The following is a 20,406-nucleotide window of genomic DNA, read 5'->3' on the forward strand; positions in this document are numbered from 1 at the left end:
GCTTACTCAACAGTTACAGACTTTGCAAGATTACGAGGCTTATCAACATCATAACCTTTTAACTTTGCCATATCCATTGCAAATAATTGCAATGCAACTACATCTACAAGAGGACTTAGCAAAGTTGCACATTTAGGACGCCAGAACACAATATCTGCATAGCGAGAAGCATCTGGATCACCCTCTTCTGCAACAGCTATAGTGAAAGCTCCGCGCGCTTTAACTTCTTCAATTCCAGAAATAACTTTCGCATGAAGCACATCACGACCGCGAGAAGATGGCACAATCACAACTACCGGCTCACCTTCATCTACAAGCGCAATAGGACCGTGCTTAAGCTCACCTGCAGCAAAACCTTCAGTAAAGGTATACGCAATTTCCTTAAGCTTCAACGCACCTTCTAGCGCAACAGGATAGCCAACATGTCGACCTAAGAAAAGGAAAGATTTAGCTTCCAGAGTATGCTCAGCAGCTTTCATAATTGATTCAGATTGTGTATCAAGTACATGCTGAATTTTATCCGGCATCTCTTTTAATTGCGCAACGATTTGCTGAATTTCGTCGCGATACATAGTGCCTTTTACTTGCGCCAAAAACAGACCAAGCATATAAGCTGCAACTATTTGCGCAACAAAAGCTTTAGTAGATGCAACTGCTATTTCGGGACCTGCATGCGTGTAAAGAACTGCATCAGATTCGCGCGGAATGCTAGAACCTTGCGTATTGCAAATTGCAAGAACCCTACTTCCCTGCTCGCGCGCGTGACGCAAAGCCATAAGAGTGTCCATTGTTTCGCCAGACTGCGATATTGCAACCACCAATGTTCGATGCGTCAAAATAGGGTCACGGTAGCGAAACTCGTGCGCTAATTCAACTTCTACAGGCACACGAACCCAATGCTCAATAGCATATTTTGCAACCAATCCGGCATAACTTGCAGTTCCGCAAGCAACAACAATAATTTTGTCAATTGCGCGCAACACGTCTTGGCTAATATGAACTTCGTCAAGAACAATATTTCCCTGAGCGTCAAAACGCCCGCGCAAAGTGTCAGCGACAGCATGCGGATCCTCATGAATTTCCTTATCCATAAAGGAATCCCAACCGCCTTTTTCTACAGCAGACGCATCCCAGTCAACTGTAAAACAAGTAGGATTTTCAACAATATTATTGTCAAAATCAGTTAGAAGCAAAGATGCTTTGCCGCTGCCATCTACATCTCCAATGCACACAGCTTGATCTTGACCAACTTCCAAAACGCGATCCGTATAAGCTACAAAAGCTGCAACGTCAGAGCCAAGGAAATATTCACCGTCTCCAAGACCTACAACCAACGGCGAATCGTGACGAACAGCAGCCACAATACCTGGCTGACGAACGTCAACAGCAAGTAATGTGAAAGCTCCTTTTAACATTTTTGCAGTACGACGAAGAGCTGTAAATAAATCCGGCTTGCCAGTTTCGTCTACAATATCATTCGCAATTTTACCAAGTAATTTTGCAGCAACTTCAGTATCTGTTTGAGAAGAAAATTCGTATCCTTCTTCGTGAAGCTGCTCTTTTAATACAACAGCATTTTCAATAATGCCATTATGAATAAGCGCGATTTTGCCATCTGCACTAATATGAGGATGCGCATTAATGTCACAAGGAGCACCATTAGTAGCCCAACGAGTATGACCAATAGCTGCACTCGCCTCAGGCATAGGATTTGCATCAATATCGTTGCGAAGAACAGATAAACGACCAGCTTTCTTTCGCACAGTCGCACATTTCATCCCAGGAGCAACTAAAGCTACGCCCGAAGAGTCATATCCGCGATATTCTAGACGCTCTAACCCACCTAAACAAACTTCTAAAGGTTTTGCACAAACTTTTCCAAAACCTGCGTATCCTACAATGCCACACATAATCTTCTATTGTACGTTATGCGAGCGAGTGCACGCCAGAGAAGCACACAAAAACTACGCAAAACTACATAAATAAGATACATTTCTTACGTAAATTACAATACGTGATTTAGGAAATCTTTAAAACGATCAGTTTGCGGACTAGTAATAATATCTGCACTACCCTGCTCAACTATGACACCGCCATCCATAAACACAACCTGATCTGCAACCTCACGCGCAAAACCAATTTCGTGAGTTACTACAATCATAGTCATGCCATCTTTAGCAAGATTTCGCATAACGGTTAACACTTCACCTACAAGCTCTGGATCTAGCGCAGATGTTGGCTCGTCAAATAGCATAATTTCCGGTTTCATAGCAAGAGCGCGAGCAATTGCAACGCGCTGCTGCTGACCGCCTGAAAGTTCTGCAGGATAATGGTTCATACGCTCATCCATGCCAACTCGCTTTAGTTCTTCAATAGCTAAATCGCGCGCTTCTTGAGCTTCCATATGCATAACATGAATAGGAGCTTCCATAACGTTTTCTAAAGCCGTCATATGAGGGAATAAATTAAAACGCTGGAATACCATGCCAAGCTTCGCACGCTGTTGAGCAATTTCTTTGTCGTTAAGAGCCTGCAGACATCTCTCACCTTTATGCATTACTTGCTTTACACCGATGCGCTCGCCATAAATACTTATACTTCCTGCAGTCAAAGTTTCTAGTTGATTAATTAAACGCAATAATGTCGATTTTCCTGAACCGGACGGACCCAAAATAACTGTTACACTACCTGGGTTCACTGTCATATTAATACCGTTAAGTACATGCAATTGACCGAAAGATTTTTGCACATCGCTAATAGCAACCGCAGGAAGATTAGATTTTGCTTCTACCATTTATTCACATCCAATTTGTTTGTTTCATGCAAAATTTAAAGTTTACAAAGAAAAATATTAAAATTTAAGCTATTATGCGCTTATTTAAGCATTAAATCCGAGCATAGCAGCATCATTTCGTCCTTTAACATTTTTCCGTTTAGCATCTAATGATTGATCGCCGCGCTGATCAGAATCAGTATTAAGTTGAGCATGCTTTACAATATCTCTTGCTTCAAAACCTTTAGCAAAATGCTTCTCGAGCATGTATTGCAAAACCATCAAAATGGAAGTAATAATCAAATACCAAATACTCGCAACAAGAAGAAGCGGAATTGGTTTATAGATACGGTTAGCAATAGCATTTGTAGCAAATTGCAATTCAAGAGTAAACGGAACTGCAAGAACTAACGAAGTCGTTTTTAGCATACCGATTGTTTCGTTACCAAGCGGAGGAACAATAATACGCATTGCTTGAGGAAGAATTACACGCCTCATAGTTAAAGCTCTACCCATTCCAAGAGCCTTAGCAGCTTCAACTTGTCCACTATCAACGGCTTCCAATCCTGCTCGAACGATTTCCGACAAATAAGCGGATTCATTCAAAGACAAACCAACTACAGCAGCAGTAAGAGAAGTCATAATTACATTAGAATCAATAGACCAAAATTCTACAGAAGTAAAAGGAATGCCAATACTAATTCTCGGCACAAGCACTGCAAACATGCCCCAAAATACAAGCTGCGTATAAACAGGAGTACCACGGAAAAACCAAATAAAGAACCAACTTACGCCACGAAGCACAGGATTAACTGACTTGCGCATCATCGCTAAGCCTACAGCAAACACGATTGAAATTACCATAGCAATTAGCGTAAGAAGTAACGTCCAGCCAATACCAGAAAGCACGTTATCGCTTATTAAATATATTCCGACTACTTGCCATTCAAAACGAGGGTTAGTAATAATACTGTAAAGAAGCGAACATGCTATTACAGCTACAATGACTCCGGCAATAATAGGTCCTGGCTTTTTTACTGGCAAAATACGTTCAGAGTTAGTTACTCCGGACTTGCTCTTAGCAGAGTTACCAATTAAAGAATTCAAAATATGCTCCAATAAGTACGTTTATACAAAAACAGCAAAGTAAAGAAACAATCTGAGCCGAGAATTCAATCACGACTCAGATTAACAATATCATTTTAGATAATTATTCAATTATTTGATAGCTAAAGTTTCATAGCTAAAGTTTTATAGTTTTGGATTAACTACAGACTTTTCAATAGCAACATCTTCAACGCCCCACTTCTTCAAGATATCCTTGTAGACGCCGGATTTCATAAGCTTATCAATGCCAGCTTTTACAGCCTTCAGCATCGCTGCATCACCCTTTTTAACAGCCGCTCCCATTGGTTCAGAATCCTTGCTGTTTTCCAAAATTTCAAGCTTTCCAGGATTCTTAATTGAAGCGTAACCTGCAACAGGAGTATCTGCATACATAACATCAGCGCGACCGGAAAGAAGTGCGGTAGTTGCGTCAGTTTGCTCCTTGAAGCTCATGATTTCAAGAGGCTTATTTCCTTTAGCTGCGCACTGTTTCTTTGCTTCTTCCATAATAGGTTCGCCAACAGTTCCAGTTTCCAAAGTTACTTTCTTGCCACAAAGGTTCTTTGGATCTACTTTAGTAGGATTTCCCTTACGCACTTCAAAAGACAAACCTGCGTTTGCATAAGTAATAAAGTCTACAGACTTCATACGTTCAGCATTTACTGTAAAACCAGAAATACCGACATTATATTTGCTTCCTATTGCTGGAATAATTGAGTCAAACTGAGCATGCATAATTTTTGCTTTTAAGCCCATGACCTTTGCAAGAGCCTTCGAAAAATCAATTTCGTAACCTACAGGAGTTTTACCGTCTGCAGCAAAGAATTCTGCAGGGGCATAACTTACGTTTACACCAACAGTTAACTCTCCTGTTTTTGCAACTGGTGCTGGTACCAAGGCTGCAACAGCATCATCTTTTTGCACATGACTTACATCATAGCTACGAGCAACATCAGGGTCTGCTTCTTTAGAATCAGCAGGTCCACATGCAGCAATACTGCCAATCATTACTAAAGATGCAACAATAGCAACAGGCTTCATAGATTTAAACATAGTTCTTCTCCTCATGTATGTACTAAGAATCTATAATTTGCATTAATGTGTATAACTATACACGATAACCCTACAAATTCAACAGCCTTTTATACGATTATTGAATATACAAAGATACTCATGCGGTACATCTGCACAATAATTATGCTTTTCATAAACAAAAACTGCATATTATTCGCAATAATGTATAATATGTGCGTGTCGCATTGCCTCACTTTTTATCACGTGCGAAGCAAGCAAGTGTTTCACAAACGCATAAAAAAGAAGCGTCAACTCTTAATCAATACTACGAGAACGCAGATTACGGTAACGCATTTCACGCAAAGCCTCTCGCTTATCTTGCTCCTCACGCAAAGCCTGACGCTTATCAAATTCCTTTTTACCGCGCGCTAAAGCAATTTCTACTTTTACGTAGCTTCCCTTAAAATACAAACGCAAAGGCACAACAGTGTAGCCTTTCGCCTCAGTTTGCCTAGAAAGCTTAGCAATCTCAGCAGCGTGAAGCAGAAGCTTACGCTTGCGCTTAGGAGCATGATTATTCCATGTGCCGTTTAAATATTCAGGAATATTTGCTCCTTCAAGCCACATTTCACCACGACGATCAATATTCACAAATGATTCAGCTAAAGAAGCACGCCCTTCGCGAAGTGACTTAACTTCAGTACCAGTAAGAGCAAGACCTGCTTCATAACAATCTTCAATTACATAATCATGATGCGCTTTACGGTTTTGTGCCACAGTAACAGTGCCATCTTGCGCAGGCTTATTTGCCATAATTCCCCTCCAGTACACATCACACACAAAAGAAACTTGCCATAAGATACTACTATCTTATGGCAAGAACAATAAGTCGTAAACTTACAAAGTTTTCAATTTCAACAAATTGAAAACTTTGAAGTGCTTATATTTAATAATGCACATACTCGTAATCGCCTGGATTATAAATAGTTTCATAAGCAGGGAATGTCGAAAAACCAGTTCCACCTTCAGAAATAAGAACTGATCCATCAGCATTCACACGTTCCACAACCGCAACATGTCCATATTGCCAATCAGCATTCCAGTTGCCGACGCGTTGACCGCGAGCAAACACCATAACAGCACCAACATGTGGAATTCTATTAACTAAATATCCAAACCTACGACCAGTATTCGCCCACTCAGCACCATTACCCATGTAGGAGCCAACTGGCAGACCAAGTTGCGAACGACGCAAATAAGCCCATAACGTGCATTGACGAGCAGGATAAGCAGAACCACCAACAGTGTTTCCAGTATTATGCCCGTAGCAGAACTTAGAACCTTCTGCGCAATTTCCAGGAACAGTATAATTCATACCATTAGCAGCACCATTAGAAAGTTGCATCGGAGGAAGGTAAACATTCTTTCCAGAGCTTCCATTCAATTGCTGGCGATTACCAGCATTCGGATCAGCTTTAGCGAATGACTTATTAGCAAGAGCACGCGCTTGAGCATCGATGGCCGATTTCATTGCTATAATTTCTGCAGCCTCACGCGCAGACTGAGAAGTCAAACTACTCTTTTGACCTTCCAGCTGCTTACGAATCTCTTCACCATGATCTCGCAAACTTTGCAAGGACTTTTTGCGATCATTGGCGGCTTTCGCAGCGATTTGAGCACTTTGCGCTTGAACATCCGCCTGCTGCTTTAACTTGGTTATTTCTGCTTCAATAGCAGCCAAACGCTGACGACGATTCATAGAAGTATTCAACTTAATAGCAGCATCATTAGCAGCATTTGCTTCACTTCTAGCAACAGCAGCCTCGGATTGTAACTTTCCAACAAACTGTTCTGTAGTAGTTGATTTAGTCACAATATCCATAACATTAGATGCCTGAGAACCATGGAAACTCTTACGAGCAAGCTGTGCTACAGCAGCCTTAGCATCATCAAAATCTTCACCAGTTTTTTTAATTTTCTCTTCCAAATCACGCTTATCTTTTTGTGCAGACTCTAGACGCTGCTGCGTTGATTCTACAAGACTGCGCGCCTGAGAAGCTTGCTCTTCTGCTTGTTGAGCAGCTCGTATTTGATTTGGAATTTTATGCTCATTTAAATCATTCAATTCAATGATCTTATTTGCAAGTTGTTTACTTACACCAGCAAGTTGGTGCTTCAAATTCTCGTTTCGTTGTATTTTGCGCCTATATTCCTTCATGTTGACAGCACTTGCTGTAGACGCATTAAATAATGCACCAGCAACACCAGCAAACATCATTGAAATAGCAACTATTAAACTCACTACAGTGTGAGTGCGTCGAATTGCATACATGCTATGTCGATCTTCGCTCATATCACTTCCCTTTCAACATCACTATTGCGAATTATACCGTAATGCAAGGAATCACGCGAGTTTCTACTTCAAATCTTCTAAAATATTACTTTCACAATGCTCATGCGAAAATAACGCAAATAATTACGCACCTATTATTTTGCATTTTAAGCTTTTAAGTATCGCCTCAAAGCAATAGCAGAAGCAACTATAGATAACACTACTGCACCAGCTACAAGTATTGGAACGCATAGCCACACAGTTGTTTGAGTAACAAATGGCATCCAACGCACATTCTGCGCAAGCCAATCAGTTACAAAAACTTTAACTACTAAACTTAGCGCAGCACCAGCAAGTAAAGAACCCACAAACGACGCGAACGCTCCTTCAAGAAGAAACGGCATACGAATAGTCCAGTTAGAGGCACCAACTAAGCGCATAATTTCGGTTTCTTGACGACGGCTAGCAGCAGACATTCGAATCGTAGTGCCAGTAAGCATAATCGCTACAACAACCATAACTGCTGCAAGCACAATTGTCACAACAGTAGCGCGATTAAGCACACTGAAAACAGGATCAAAAATCTGACGCTGATCAACAACTTCTTCCACACCATCGCGTCCAGAAAGAACTTCTGAGACAACCTGATATTTCATAGGATTAGTAAGCTTCAAGCGCAACGAATCTTGCATGTCTGCCGCAGTTAAAGTACGTCCTTGATACATTCCGTTAGGATATTGCTTTAAGAATGTGTTTTTATAAAATTCATTGCGGCTAACATAAGTGATATTTGAAACATCATCGCCTAATTCTTGGTGAATAATATGCTCCAATTTTACAATTTCGGCATCAGTAGGTGCTTTTCCAGAAGCACAAGAAGGAGATTGGCTAGTTCCATCCGGGCACAGCCAGGCAACCACTTCTACTTTGTCATACCAGTCACCTTTTGCCTTGGTAATCTGCGCTTGCATAAGCACTGAAACACCAATAAAAAGGAAAGAAATGAACGTTACAAGCATAACCGAAAGAATCATCGAAACATTACGACGCAAACTAATGCAAGTTTCGGAAAAAATAAATCGTAAACGCATTACTCTGCTCCTTCAGTTTTATTAATGTCATTATTGCTATCGTCAACACTAATGTTCTCATTATTAGTATTTTCAGCTGCAACAGGTGGCTTAGGCGGAGCTGGAGGCATAGGAGGAAGCTGAGATTTACGCTCAGATTCAACATCGGATTGTAACTTACTTTCTGCTTCTGACTGCAACTCATCGCCGGTTTCGGATTGTGATTCTTCGCTCACTTCAGAGTTTTCAGTAGATTCAGTAGATTCATTAGTTTCAGCAGTTTCGTGAGATTCGTGAGATTCATTAGTTTCTGCAGTTTCGTGATTATCAGTAGTCTCAGTAGTCTCAGTAGTATTAGCAGTTTCTGCAGTTTCAGAATTTCCGGCAACTTCAGAGGATTCTTTATTATCTTCCGAAATCTCAACTTCTGAATCATTCTCTTCAACATCTTCATTATCGTTTGAAGAAATCAATCCTCGTCCCCAAGTCATCGTTGTTTCCAAAGACTGGAACACTTCGCCGTAACGACCAGTTCTGCCAGAATGAACAGACTGAGCCAAACGTGCGATTCCTTCATTTTCTGAAGTGTCACTCTTCAACGATTGCGTTACCATGTCAACAACTTCACGCGCCTGAGCAGCACGTTGAGCTTTTTTAGAAAGCCTCTTATGACGTTCAGTATGCTCAGATTGAGCAATTGACTTTTGAGCATCGCGATCTGATTGATCTTGAGAATTTTCAACAGTTTGTTGTGCTTTAGAATTATGCTCAACTTCACTATCTGGGAAATACAATGCAGAATCATATGATCCTTCACGCTCATCACGCACAATTTTTCCAGCATGAAGCTCCACAACTCGCTTACGCATTGAGTTCACAATTTCCTCATTATGCGTAGCCATAACAATCGTTGTGCCAGTTCGGTTAATAGCATCCAAAACTTCCATAATTCCAAGAGAAGTAGTTGGATCCAAATTACCAGTAGGCTCATCTGCAAGAATAATTTGAGGGTGATTGACGTATGCGCGAGCAATTGCAACTCGCTGCGCCTCACCGCCAGAAAGCTCGTGTGGGTAATTATTTTCTTTACCAGTCAAACCAACCGTTTCAAGAACACGAGGAACAAGTGAACGAATCGTAGACCGACTCGTGCCAATCACTTCCAAAGCAAAAGCAACATTTTGGTAAACTGTTTTATTATTAAGCAGCTTATAATCCTGGAAAATAAAGCCAAGAGATCTACGATACTGCGGCACTTGTCGGTTAGAAAGTCTGCGCAAATCGTTACCAGCTACGTGAATTTCCCCACCATTTGCTTCTTCTTCACGAAGCAGCAAACTAAGCAATGTAGTTTTACCAGAACCGGAAGCGCCAACAAGAAACACAAAATCTCCGCGATCTACATGCAAAGACACATCGTCTAATGCAGGACGTGTACCTCGAGGATATATTTTTGACACATGATCTAATGAAATCAGCGACATTGTTTCAATTCCTTCCGAAGATTATGTGTAATTGTTGGTTTTTAGTTCTAGCTTTAGTTTTATTTAAGATTCTGCTTCAGCTTCTTTTTGAGCTGCAACTCGCTGCTCGTGACGCCAACGAATGCCAGCTTCAATAAAACCGTCAATATCGCCGTCAAAAACAGCTTGAGTTTGTGAAGTTTCGTAACCAGTGCGCAAATCCTTCACCATCTGATAAGGGTGAAGCACGTAAGAGCGCATTTGATCTCCCCAACTTGCCTTAATATCTCCAGCAAGTTCCTTCTTTTTTGCAGCTTCCTCAGCATGCTTAAGCACAAGCAAACGCGATTGCAAAACTGCCATTGCAGCGGCGCGGTTCTGAATCTGACTTCGCTCATCTTGCATAGAAACAACCAAGCCGGTTGGCAAATGCGTAATACGAACAGCAGAATACGTAGTGTTCACGCCCTGACCTCCTGGCCCTGAAGCCTGGAAAGTATCCACGCGAATATCCGAATCTGGAATATCAATATGATCTGTAGCTTCAACCAAAGGGATTACTTCCACTGCGCTAAAGCCAGTCTGTCGACGGCCTTGATTATCGAATGGCGAAATACGAACCATTCTGTGAGTACCGCCTTCTACAGAAAGACGACCATACGCGTACGGGGCATCCACTTGGAAAGTAGCGGATTTAATACCAGCTTCTTCCGCATAAGACGTGTCCATCATCTTAGTTTTGTAACCGTTTCGCTCAGCCCAGCGCAAGTACATACGAAGAAGCATTTGAGCAAAATCAGCAGCATCCACGCCGCCCGCACCAGAGCGAATCGTAACAACTGCAGAACGAGCATCATATTCGCCGTCAAGAAGAGTCTGAACCTCCATATCGTCCAACTCGTGAGCAATATTTCCAAGCTCTTCTTGAGCCTCGCTCATAGAATCAGCATCGCCTTCTTCTTGGCCAAGCTCAATTAAAGTCTTAGTATCTTCAATGCGCTGATCTACAGCTTGCAAACGCTTCAACTGAGACTGAGCCGCGGAAAGCTTACTCGTAACCTGCTGAGCATGCTCAGAATCATCCCAAAGTCCAGGCTCTGCAGCCTGCTTTTCTAAATCAGCAATCGTAGCCTTCAACGAATCGACGTCTAGTGCTTTAGAAATCGAAGAATACTTTGCTTCAACATCATTTAATGCTTGGGAAAAATCAAATTCCGCCATTTACTTAAAGTACCTCTTTACATACCTGTTTTACGCAATTACTACTCGCAAAATACTTACAAAATCAACTATTGATAAGTTTAGCGCACGGTCAAAATCTCAGGACCGTTTTCCGTAATTGCAATCGTGTGCTCGCTGTGAGCACCGCGAGAACCATCAGCAGAGCGAAGAGTCCAACCATCCTTAGGATCCTGGTAAATTTCGTCAGTAGTCTTTAAGAACCATGGCTCAATTGCAATAACTAAACCTGGGCGAAGCTTGTAGCCGTGGTGAGCAGTGCCATCGTTAGGAACGTGCGGATCGCCATGCATAATATGACCGACTCCGTGACCGCCAAACTCAAGATTTACGCTGTAGCCGTACTCGTGAGCAACGCAACCAACAGCTGCAGAAATATCGCCAAGACGGTTGCCAGGCTGAGCCATGTTAATGCCAGCCTCCAAAGCTTCCTCAGTGCACTTAATCAAGCGCAAATCCTCAGGATCTGCATGCTTTCCAACAACGAAACTAATAGCGGAATCTCCAACCCAGCCGTCTACGTTAATTGCCAAATCAAGAGTCAACAAATCGCCGTCTTTAAGGTTATAATCAAAAGGAACTCCGTGAAGAACAGCATCGTTTACAGACGTGCAAATATAGTGCGCAAAAGGACCTGTACCAAAATCAGGAGCGTAATCAACATAGCAAGAAGACGCACCTTTGCGGCTCATAATACGCTGGCGAACGAAATCATCAATCTCAAGAAGATTCGTGCCAACTTTGGTCATTGCTTTCAAGTCTTTAAGAATACTACCGACGAAGCGACCTGCAGGCTTCATCGCTTCAATTTCAGATGGAGTTTTAAGTTCAATCATGCTTCAAGACTAACGCGCAGGCACGAAAATAAAGCAAAATATAGCGAAAATACTAACCAATAGTGTCGCTTAATACTTGTAAGCTAATCACATGTCTAACAACAATAATAATAGTAATAATAAGGAATCGCAGAAGGAAATTTCTGCTGTAGATTTTGACCCAGCCTCCTTCTCGTCGGTTATTCGTCCACAAGACGACTTGTTCCGTTACATAAACGGTCCTTGGATTGACACTTACACTCTCCCAGAAGACAAACCAATGTATGGTGCTTTCCACAAGCTTGCAGAAGATGCAGAAAAGCAAATTCGAGATATTTTAGAAAACGAAAATTGCCCAGCCAAAAAGTCGCAAACCTTATACCGTAACTATTTGGATACCGCATCTATTGAAAAAGCTGGAATTACGCCAATTAAGGGCGATTTAGACGCTGTGGATTCAGCAGAAACTAAGGAAGATTTGGTTCGCACTATTGGCGCGCTTAATCCGTACGGCGGTCCAGATGCAATGTTTTATTTTGGCGTTTACGGAGACCCTAAAGATCCTAAGACGAATATTATGCATATTGAGCAATCGGGATTGGGCTTGCCAGACGAAGCATACTATCGCGAAGATAACTACGCTCCAATTCGCACTGAATATGTAAAAATGGTAGCTTCTTTGCTGCGCTTAGCAGGCTACGGAGACGCAACTACTACACAAGCGCAAGCCGAGCGTTTCTTGAATGTTGAAACTAAAATAGCGAGCTACCATTGGGATAACGTAGCAACTCGCGATTCTCAAAAAACTTATAATCCTTGCAATTATGCTGATTTGGCAAAAAATCTTGAAGCGCTGAATCTCGACGCCTTCTTAGATGCTGCACAAAAAGCGTACGATAACTCAGAAGAAGCAGAACATCAACCAATCAATCTTCGTGAAGCTTTTAACAAAGTTGTAGTTCACGAGCCAAGCTTTATGGAAGGTTTGAATAAGATTTGGCAAGAAGCCGACTTAGAAGATTTAAAGCTTTGGGCGCGCGTGCACGTGATTTTGCGCTGGGCAAGCTTACTTAGTGAAGATTTTGCACAAGCGCGATTCGACTTCTACGGCAAGGTGCTTTCTGGTGCCACAAAGCAGCGCGACCGTTGGAAGCGAGCAGTCGGAGTTGTTGACGATGCTTGTGGTGAGGAAGTTGGACGCGAATACGTGCGATTGCATTTCCCTGAGTCTTCTAAGGAATATATGCAAGGCTTAGTTGACAATCTTATTAACGCTTACCGTGAGTCGATTTCGCACAGCACCTGGCTTGGTGAGGAAACTAAAGCGAAGGCTTTGGAAAAGATTAGTAAATTTGAGCCAAATATTGGTTACACAAACCATTGGGTTGACTACTCTGCGCTAAATATTAAGGAAGACGCTGACTTAGTTGATAATATGCGCGAAGTTTATCGATTTGGCTTTGGTAAAAATACTGCAAAAGCCGGAAATCCTGTGGATCGCGAAGAATGGCAGATGACTCCGCAAACTGTGAACGCTTACTACGATCCTCTGCTGAACGTAATCGTGTTCCCAGCTGCTATTTTGCAACCACCATTCTTTAACCCAAGCGCTCCAGACGCAGCAAATTACGGCGCTATTGGTGCCGTGATTGGTCATGAAATCGGCCACGGTTTTGACGATCAGGGTTGCGAATACGACGGCGACGGCGTGCTTAACAATTGGTGGACTGAAGAAGACAAAGCTAACTTTGCTGAGCGCACTAAGAAGCTTATTGAACAATACAATGCTTTTACACCAACGCAGCTGATTGTTAAGTACTCTCACTTAAAGAGCAAAGAAGAGCGCAATGCGATGCCTCACGTAAACGGTGCTTTAACAATCGGCGAGAATATTGGCGATTTAAGCGGCGTAACTATTGCGCTTAAAGCATACGCTTTCGCTTTGCAAAAGAGTGAAGGGCATGAAATTGACGGAAGTGAAGATGCGATTCGCGAAACTTTGCTGAACGCTCCTAAAATTGATGGTTTCACTGCTTTGCAACGATTCTTCTTAAGCTACGCGTTGGTATGGCGTTCCAAGGCTCGTAATGAAATTGCGGAACAGCTGCTTCAAATCGACCCGCACTCCCCAGCCGAATGCCGCACTAACGGCATTGCTCGAAACGTAGACTTGTTCTACGATGCTTTCGACGTTAAAGAAGGCGACGAGATGTGGCTCGACCCTGCTGAGCGCGTGCACATTTGGTAAGTTGCGAATAAATCGCAAATAAATCGCAAATAAGTCGCGAATAAGTCAAAAATAGAAGCCTGCAGACGCTTAATAAACGTTTGCAGGCTTATTATTTTCTATTTTTAGAAATCATTCTTCGTCTTAAGAAAATCCAAGCCACCACTGCAATAGTGCACAAAACAAGCACGCTTAAAATCGCAGAAATAATCACAATAAATTTATACGTTGAAGCATTTTTCTTCATAGCTTTCGCTAACTTTTTATGATGCTTATGCTTCAAATGCTTCTTTTTAGCCAAAGCTTTTTTCTTCTTAGCTTCCTCGTCTTTACGCTTCTGCTCTTCCTTCTTCTTTCGCTCCTCTTCAGCACGCTTTTTTTGCTCTTCGGGAGATTCTGGGCCAATCTTGCCATCCAGATAATCAATATCACCGTTATATTCCGACAGTGTCAACGCTCCAACAACACCATAAGGGCCGCCCGAAGCCTCTCCGTAACCGAAAGAAATATTGCTAGGATTCAAAATCTGATACAAATGACCATTATCTTCGTTAAAACTTCCGCCGGTTGCGCGCAAAGCCGACTCTTCATCTTGAATCCACAATTGCATAGAACCAGCAAGATCCACACCCCAACTTAAATTTTCACCCCACGCTTTTCGGCCAGTGTAATCAGGCTCGCTCACACCATCTGGGCCCAAATGGCCAAACTGCCCATGCTGGCGGTTTCTTGCGCGCGACGGAAAGCATCCTCTTCATTTGCAGAATCCTACTGAATATTATTAACATACGCTTCTTTAGTAAGACCGTAGCGGCTCACGTAATCTTGCAAAGGAACGCCATTAAAATACGTGCTGCGATCATCGTAAAGCCTAGATCTTGCGCTTCGAATAGAAGAAAGAACGTAACGCGCTACATTACTTGACTGAATAAAAGATGCAGAAGAAGCAGAATTAGTTGTTTGAATTATTGGATTTTGATGATATTCGTGATGATATTCGCGATTATACGCCTGATGATACGCCTTAGAATGTTCTAAAGTAAAATCAGCAAAATTTTGCGATATTGCACACACAGTTAGGCATACAGCCGAAATAACAAGAATACTAACCTAACTTATGCGCATATTAGATTTATGCTTCGCATATTGCTGATTACTTTCCACCATAAATATCTTCTTCACTACATTCAATATTTTCAATACGTTTGCTCAATACTACCCTGCAATGAGGAATGATTACGTATGCACAGTTAATTGTTGAGCTTTTACTAAATATTTTGCTGTAGTCAAGAGATCAATTACATTGTGGATAAAACCTAGGTTTTAACCACAATAGAAAAGTTTGCTGGCAAAGTTGTTGCGCAAAGTTCATAGTTGTTATTACTGCGGCATTTCCTCGTGGCTGCGAAGCTCAGAGGCAATGATGGCTCTGTATTTCGGGGCTGAAATGGCTGCAGTCCATTTGTGAAAGGACTATGAAATATGGCACAACAACAGTCGACCGTGACTATTAGTGGATACGTAGGCGCTGAGCCTGTAAACTTTGGGCGAAGTGAAAATTCTCCGGCTTGTTCGCTACGAATCGCGAGCACGCAATCATATTACCGCAACGACGAACAGCAATGGCATGAGCGTCCAACTACTTGGATGACTGTGAAAGCGTATAGGACTTTGGCTTCAAACGTGCTAAAAAGCGTTCATAAAGGCGATGCAATCGTTGTATATGGCAATTTGAGTACAGAAAGCTGGACAAAAGATGGAAACGATTATAATCGCGTAATTTTGGAAGCTTCTGCTATTGGGCACGATTTAAATCGCGGAACTACGCAATTTACAAAGCGAAACGCTGATTCCGCTAAAAATGATCATACGAAAGACAGCAATCAGTCACAAAACGAGAAAATAGAACGTACTGACTCTCACTCAGACAGCACGGACGACGAATATGGAGGTGATGCTGATATCTAAAGAAAGTAAATAATACTTCACGCACCACGATAAACAATAATGCCGCCAAGAATAGTAGTATTCCTGGCGGCAAATTTCACAAATTTAATATCTATTTATAATTTTCTTTTTATCTATTTTATTTACAACAATATTAGCTATTGAACAAATGATAATTGCTATCGCAAGTATGACATAAAGATAGTAACTAATTCCATATGTGTAACTTTTCGAAGGAATAACACCACGACTTACCATATCATAATTCATAATAAGCGAAGCACCAAGCATAAGGAATGCAAAGACAATATTACCAATAGGCTTATTCAATAGAGTAAATAAGACAATAAAAAGTATAGAAACAGCCAGTATACTAATAAGAACTAAATCAATCATTACATCAGTGCGCGCAAAGATCATTTTTTTGGGATTATTCACTATATACAAATAAAACCGAAAATATTTTATCATAGACAAATCAATCATATCTCTATATTTCATATTCAATGCACCAATGGCAATTGCATCAGGATTACTAAGTATAAATTGTTTTTGCTCATTAGTAGAAGTTGCATACGGCAACCACAAACCTAATAAACCAATCAAGATAAAAATAAAATTAACAATTTGTGGAATTTTGAACTTTTTCATATATATCACTCCCTATTCAAAATTTTAATATTTATTTCTAATATGTAAGATTTCTCTATCTATACAAATTAAATTTATAGTTAAGAAATAGTAGAAACTAGAACACAGTGGTAACTAATTTCTACTATTTCTTATTACAAAACAGCAATGAGAAACACTGATACTATTTATGCTACTTCAGCTAGTTTCTTTGTGACTCTAGCTTGAACAGCAAGATAATATGACAACTCTGCATTGTTGAGATTATTGCTCTTCCAACTTTGGAATTTATCCGTCATATCAGCATATTTCTGCATATAATCTGCATATTCCGAGATAAGTTCAGCATCACTTGAATTAGCTTTATACTTTTTCATGAATTCAACATACTCATTCATAGTTGATTCATAGCTATCCATAGCTGCCTTAAAATCACTACGCAAACCATTAGCAGATTTAGCATCATTTTGCTGCGGTTTAGCAGACTTAGATTCTGCGCTATTTGATGAATCTTTTGAATTAGTTGACTTCTTATTATCATTACTACCAGAATTATTATCTGGAGCTGAAAGCATTATATTCATTACGCTATTCCCCTCATAGGATAGCGAAAGATCCCACCCTGCATCATTCTTAGCAGAATACCTGTTCTTTGAATTGTCGTATCCAACCTTGAAACCTCTATCAGCACAAGCCTTCACATAATTATTGTAATCTTCTCTACTTGTATTACCAACATACACATTCAGATTATCGTCACTGTCTGAAATGAAATTACCAATAGTAGACTTTGGAACAGGCAATTGACTAGCAGCTTTGCTAGAAGGCCATACAATAGACGACATTTCCATCGGCTTATTAAGATGAATACTCAATTCTTTACTTGACTCATAATAGGTCAAATCTAATTTATAACCTTTATTATTGTAGGCTTTATATCCTGAGGAATCAGATTCCGCATCAATTGTAAAACCCTTTTTCGTCTTACAATCTACAGTATAATCGTTATATTGTTTAGCAGAAATGTCTTTAATATCAACATCAAGCTCATCTGCAGAATTAATAATGACATCACCTTTATCAGAAGGAGGCTTGGGCAACTGAGCACTCAAAACCATCTCATCCCAATTAATAGTTTTATCTCTATGCATAGCAATATTAGCAATTGAAATGATAGCTGCAATTACAAGTAAATAAAACCACCATCTTCGATAAATCGGTTTTTTACGCTTCTGATAAGCTGCTACATTACCCGGATAAGCTGGAAATGCATAATTTTGCGTATAAGATGTAGGGGGGGGTAGCAGAGTTCGTTTGTGCCGCAGTAGGAAGTAACTCTATTTTATGAGTTTCGAAATTCATTCCACATTGCTTGCATACTGTACCATAACATTCTGCACCACAATTACTGCATTTCATTATTTTCATCCTTTCAATCTGGGTATAACATTATAATATAACTACTTTCGTATGGAAAACTGATATAGCTACATTACTTCATCTTCAACAGTTTACATTCTATGCTTGTACAACTCTTATAACTGTAAAAAATAATGTAATCAAGCATACTAATACCGAACTCAATCATGAAGTTTTCCATACTTGCAGTATTTAAGAAAAATATAATGCGAAAAAAGTTTTTCTTAATTGTAATTCTTACAAAACTGGCACTTTCACAATATACAATGTAAGTTTTAGATACGCTCGCGGACACAATAACATAATCATATGAAAATCTACTTTTGTACATAAAACATATACAAAAAACGTGGGATATACAAAGATACACCCACGTTTTTCGTAAAAGCAGATAGCAAATTTTTTAAGACAATGAATTAAGCTAAGAGCTCACTGACGCGCTCAACGATTCGAGCAGCAGCCTCGTCAACTGGGACTGCTTCAACATTTGAGCCGTTACGATCGCGGATTTCAATCGTACCGTTGTTCACGGTATCGCGACCTGCTACAGCAATCAGCGGTACGCCAACAAGCTCAGCATCCTTAAACTTTACGCCTGGAGAAACCTTTGGACGGTCGTCAAAGATTACTTCGATTCCCTGCTTACTAAGCTCTTCAACAACCTTTTCAGCAGCGTCGAAAGCAACTTGATCTTTGCCTGTTGCAACAACATGAACTTGAGCTGGAGCAATTGCCATAGGCCATGCGAGACCAGCGTCGTCGTGATGTGTTTCTGCCAAGCATGCGATCACGCGGCTAACGCCAATACCGTAGCAACCCATCCAAACTGGCACAGCTTTACCATTTTCGTTAAGAACGCTTAAGCCCAAAGCCTTAGAATACTTTAAGCCAAGCTGGAACACTTGACCAATTTCCACACCGCGTTCGAAGCTCAACGGACCGGAACCATCTGGGCTCATATCACCATCGCGAACCTGGGCTGCTTCAACAACACCATCAGCTTCAAAATCGCGACCGTAAACAGCGTTGTAAACATGCTTTCCGTCTTCGTCAGCTCCTGTAATCCAGGCACTTCCCTTTGCAACGTGAGCATCCATCAAGTAGCGGACAGGATTTGCAATACCCCTACCCTCTTTGCGAGCTTGAGGACCTAATACGCTAAAACCAATGTAGCCCTTAACAAACTCAGGATGAGACTTCAAATCATCCTCAGTTGCTTCTTCGATTTCTGCAGGAGCAAACTGAGCTTCAAGACGCTTCATATCTACTTGGCGATCCCCTGGAATACCAATCGCCACGATTTCGCGCCATGGTTCCTCATGCTCGCCGCCTTCAGCATCAGCTGGGTGCTTAACAGCAATAATAAGGTTCTTCAAAGTGTCGGAAGCTTGCCATTCGCGACCATCTTTACGCGGATGCAAGTCGTTAGAAACCTTAACCAAAGCTTCAATCGTCTTAGCGTCTGGAGTTTCGAGAGATTGCGCTGCAGGAGTTGCTGAGTAATCAACATCTTGCATTTCTGGAGTGGTAAGAGCCTCAACATTCCAAGCTTTTCCTGAAGGTGCGAGCGCAAAAGTATCTTCACCAATTGGCATTGGAGCCAAGAATTCCTCGGAATCAGAACCACCCATTGGGCCGGAAACAGCGTGAACAATCACGTATTTAATGCCCAAACGGTCGAAAATACGAGCGTAAGCAGCGCGCTCCTCAACGTAAGCAGATTTCAAACCATCTTCGTCAATCGAGAACGAGTAACCATCCTGCATAATAAACTCGCGGCCGCGAATAAGACCAGCGCGCGGGCGAAATTCGTCGCGATACTTCGTTTGAATCTGGTACAAAGTAACAGGCAAATCCTTGTAAGAAGAATACATATCCTTAACAAGGAGCGTGAAAACTTCTTCGTGCGTTGGAGCAAGAAGATAGTCAGCCTCATGACGATCTTTAAGACGGAAGATATTGTCGCCATATTCTTCCCAACGGTTGGTAGCCTCGTAAGGCTCGCGCGGAAGAAGTGCCGGGAAGTGAACTTCCTGCGCACCGATACCGTTGATTTCGTCGCGAATAATCGCCTGAACCTTGTTCAAAACCTTAAGTCCTAGCGGAAGCCAAGTCCACACACCTGGTGCAGATTTACGAATATAGCCTGCGCGCTGCATAAGTTTTGCGGAAGTCACGTCCGCGTCTGCAGGATCCTCGCGCAGCGTACGAAGGAATAGCTGAGACATACGAAGTACATTGGAATTCATGCGTTCCAATCTATTTGCGCATGAGGACATAAACACTTGTTTACACGCATCAACAAAAGTAATACTCGATTAAATCATAACGTGCAAAAATATAACAAAGCGACCAAAACGACTCAGGTGT

At 41.4% G+C, this 20,406-nt stretch carries 17 protein-coding genes; 2 read left to right on the forward strand and 15 right to left on the reverse strand.

Translation table 11 applies throughout. From position 1 onward, the window contains the following. Nucleotides 1-2: 2 nt before the first annotated feature. The 10 genes from glmS to map all read right to left on the reverse strand — a co-directional run bounded on the left by glmS (nt 3) and on the right by map (nt 11,834). The gene (glmS, locus tag HXT57_RS04820) at nt 3-1,910 is read right to left on the reverse strand and encodes a glutamine--fructose-6-phosphate transaminase (isomerizing) (protein WP_076002970.1); all 1,908 of its coding nucleotides are present in this window, start codon (nt 1,908-1,910) and stop codon (nt 3-5) included. A 95-nt stretch (nt 1,911-2,005) separates the two neighbouring features. Next, the gene (locus HXT57_RS04825; RefSeq protein ID WP_116773689.1) at nt 2,006-2,794 is read right to left on the reverse strand and encodes an amino acid ABC transporter ATP-binding protein; all 789 of its coding nucleotides are present in this window, start codon (nt 2,792-2,794) and stop codon (nt 2,006-2,008) included. 84 nt (nt 2,795-2,878) lie between these two features. After that, a complete protein-coding gene (locus HXT57_RS04830; RefSeq protein ID WP_102155694.1) occupies nt 2,879-3,880 on the reverse strand; it encodes an amino acid ABC transporter permease in 1,002 nt (333 codons plus the stop codon). 144 nt (nt 3,881-4,024) lie between these two features. After that, entirely contained in the window at nt 4,025-4,933 is a 909-nt protein-coding gene (locus tag HXT57_RS04835; RefSeq protein WP_004108432.1) for an ABC transporter substrate-binding protein, read from the reverse strand. Between the two features lie 276 nt (nt 4,934-5,209). After that, nucleotides 5,210-5,707 carry an SsrA-binding protein SmpB gene (gene smpB, locus HXT57_RS04840; protein ID WP_004107461.1) on the reverse strand — a complete coding sequence of 166 codons (498 nt, stop codon included), beginning with the start codon at nt 5,705-5,707 and terminating at the stop codon, nt 5,210-5,212. A gap of 133 nt (nt 5,708-5,840) precedes the next feature. Beyond that, a complete protein-coding gene (locus HXT57_RS04845) occupies nt 5,841-7,247 on the reverse strand; it encodes a CHAP domain-containing protein (RefSeq protein WP_012914380.1) in 1,407 nt (468 codons plus the stop codon). Between the two features lie 146 nt (nt 7,248-7,393). Continuing rightward, nucleotides 7,394-8,317, reverse strand: coding sequence for a permease-like cell division protein FtsX (gene ftsX / locus HXT57_RS04850; protein ID WP_012914381.1), 924 nt, complete (start codon nt 8,315-8,317; stop codon nt 7,394-7,396). Continuing rightward, nucleotides 8,317-9,780, reverse strand: a complete 1,464-nt coding sequence (gene ftsE, locus HXT57_RS04855; RefSeq protein WP_012914382.1) for a cell division ATP-binding protein FtsE — start codon at nt 9,778-9,780, stop codon at nt 8,317-8,319. The genes ftsX and ftsE overlap by 1 nt, the downstream gene beginning before the upstream one ends. A 63-nt stretch (nt 9,781-9,843) precedes the next feature. Then, nucleotides 9,844-10,980 (reverse strand): peptide chain release factor 2, encoded by a 1,137-nt coding sequence (prfB, locus tag HXT57_RS04860; RefSeq protein ID WP_012914383.1) that lies wholly within the window; start codon nt 10,978-10,980, stop codon nt 9,844-9,846. Nucleotides 10,981-11,060: 80 nt separating this feature from the next. After that, the gene (gene map / locus HXT57_RS04865) at nt 11,061-11,834 is read right to left on the reverse strand and encodes a type I methionyl aminopeptidase (protein ID WP_004120872.1); all 774 of its coding nucleotides are present in this window, start codon (nt 11,832-11,834) and stop codon (nt 11,061-11,063) included. A gap of 91 nt (nt 11,835-11,925) precedes the next feature. Here map and HXT57_RS04870 point away from each other — a divergent pair, with 91 nt between their 5' ends. Beyond that, nucleotides 11,926-14,061, forward strand: a complete 2,136-nt coding sequence (locus HXT57_RS04870) for a M13 family metallopeptidase (RefSeq protein ID WP_421783472.1) — start codon at nt 11,926-11,928, stop codon at nt 14,059-14,061. Nucleotides 14,062-14,152: 91 nt separating this feature from the next. Here the strand turns inward: HXT57_RS04870 and HXT57_RS04875 are convergent, their stop codons facing one another. Then, a complete protein-coding gene (locus tag HXT57_RS04875; protein WP_244261706.1) occupies nt 14,153-14,740 on the reverse strand; it encodes a hypothetical protein in 588 nt (195 codons plus the stop codon). A gap of 68 nt (nt 14,741-14,808) precedes the next feature. Continuing rightward, nucleotides 14,809-15,114 carry a hypothetical protein gene (locus HXT57_RS04880; RefSeq protein ID WP_421783474.1) on the reverse strand — a complete coding sequence of 102 codons (306 nt, stop codon included), beginning with the start codon at nt 15,112-15,114 and terminating at the stop codon, nt 14,809-14,811. A gap of 408 nt (nt 15,115-15,522) precedes the next feature. Here HXT57_RS04880 and HXT57_RS04885 point away from each other — a divergent pair, with 408 nt between their 5' ends. After that, a complete protein-coding gene (locus HXT57_RS04885) occupies nt 15,523-16,008 on the forward strand; it encodes a single-stranded DNA-binding protein (RefSeq protein ID WP_415697850.1) in 486 nt (161 codons plus the stop codon). Nucleotides 16,009-16,092: 84 nt separating this feature from the next. Here HXT57_RS04885 and HXT57_RS04890 read toward each other — a convergent pair whose 3' ends face one another. The 3 genes from HXT57_RS04890 to HXT57_RS04900 all read right to left on the reverse strand — a co-directional run bounded on the left by HXT57_RS04890 (nt 16,093) and on the right by HXT57_RS04900 (nt 20,285). Then, entirely contained in the window at nt 16,093-16,638 is a 546-nt protein-coding gene (locus HXT57_RS04890) for a hypothetical protein (protein WP_012914386.1), read from the reverse strand. Nucleotides 16,639-16,805: 167 nt separating this feature from the next. Further along, complete coding sequence (locus HXT57_RS04895) at nt 16,806-17,768, reverse strand: DUF6591 domain-containing protein (RefSeq protein ID WP_102155679.1); 963 nt, start codon at nt 17,766-17,768, stop codon at nt 16,806-16,808. Between the two features lie 684 nt (nt 17,769-18,452). Further along, nucleotides 18,453-20,285 carry a proline--tRNA ligase gene (locus tag HXT57_RS04900; protein ID WP_102703198.1) on the reverse strand — a complete coding sequence of 611 codons (1,833 nt, stop codon included), beginning with the start codon at nt 20,283-20,285 and terminating at the stop codon, nt 18,453-18,455. Nucleotides 20,286-20,406 lie beyond the last annotated feature (121 nt).

The organism is Gardnerella sp. KA00771 (assembly GCF_049244045.1).
Taxonomy (GTDB): Bacteria; Actinomycetota; Actinomycetes; order Actinomycetales; family Bifidobacteriaceae; genus Bifidobacterium; species Bifidobacterium swidsinskii.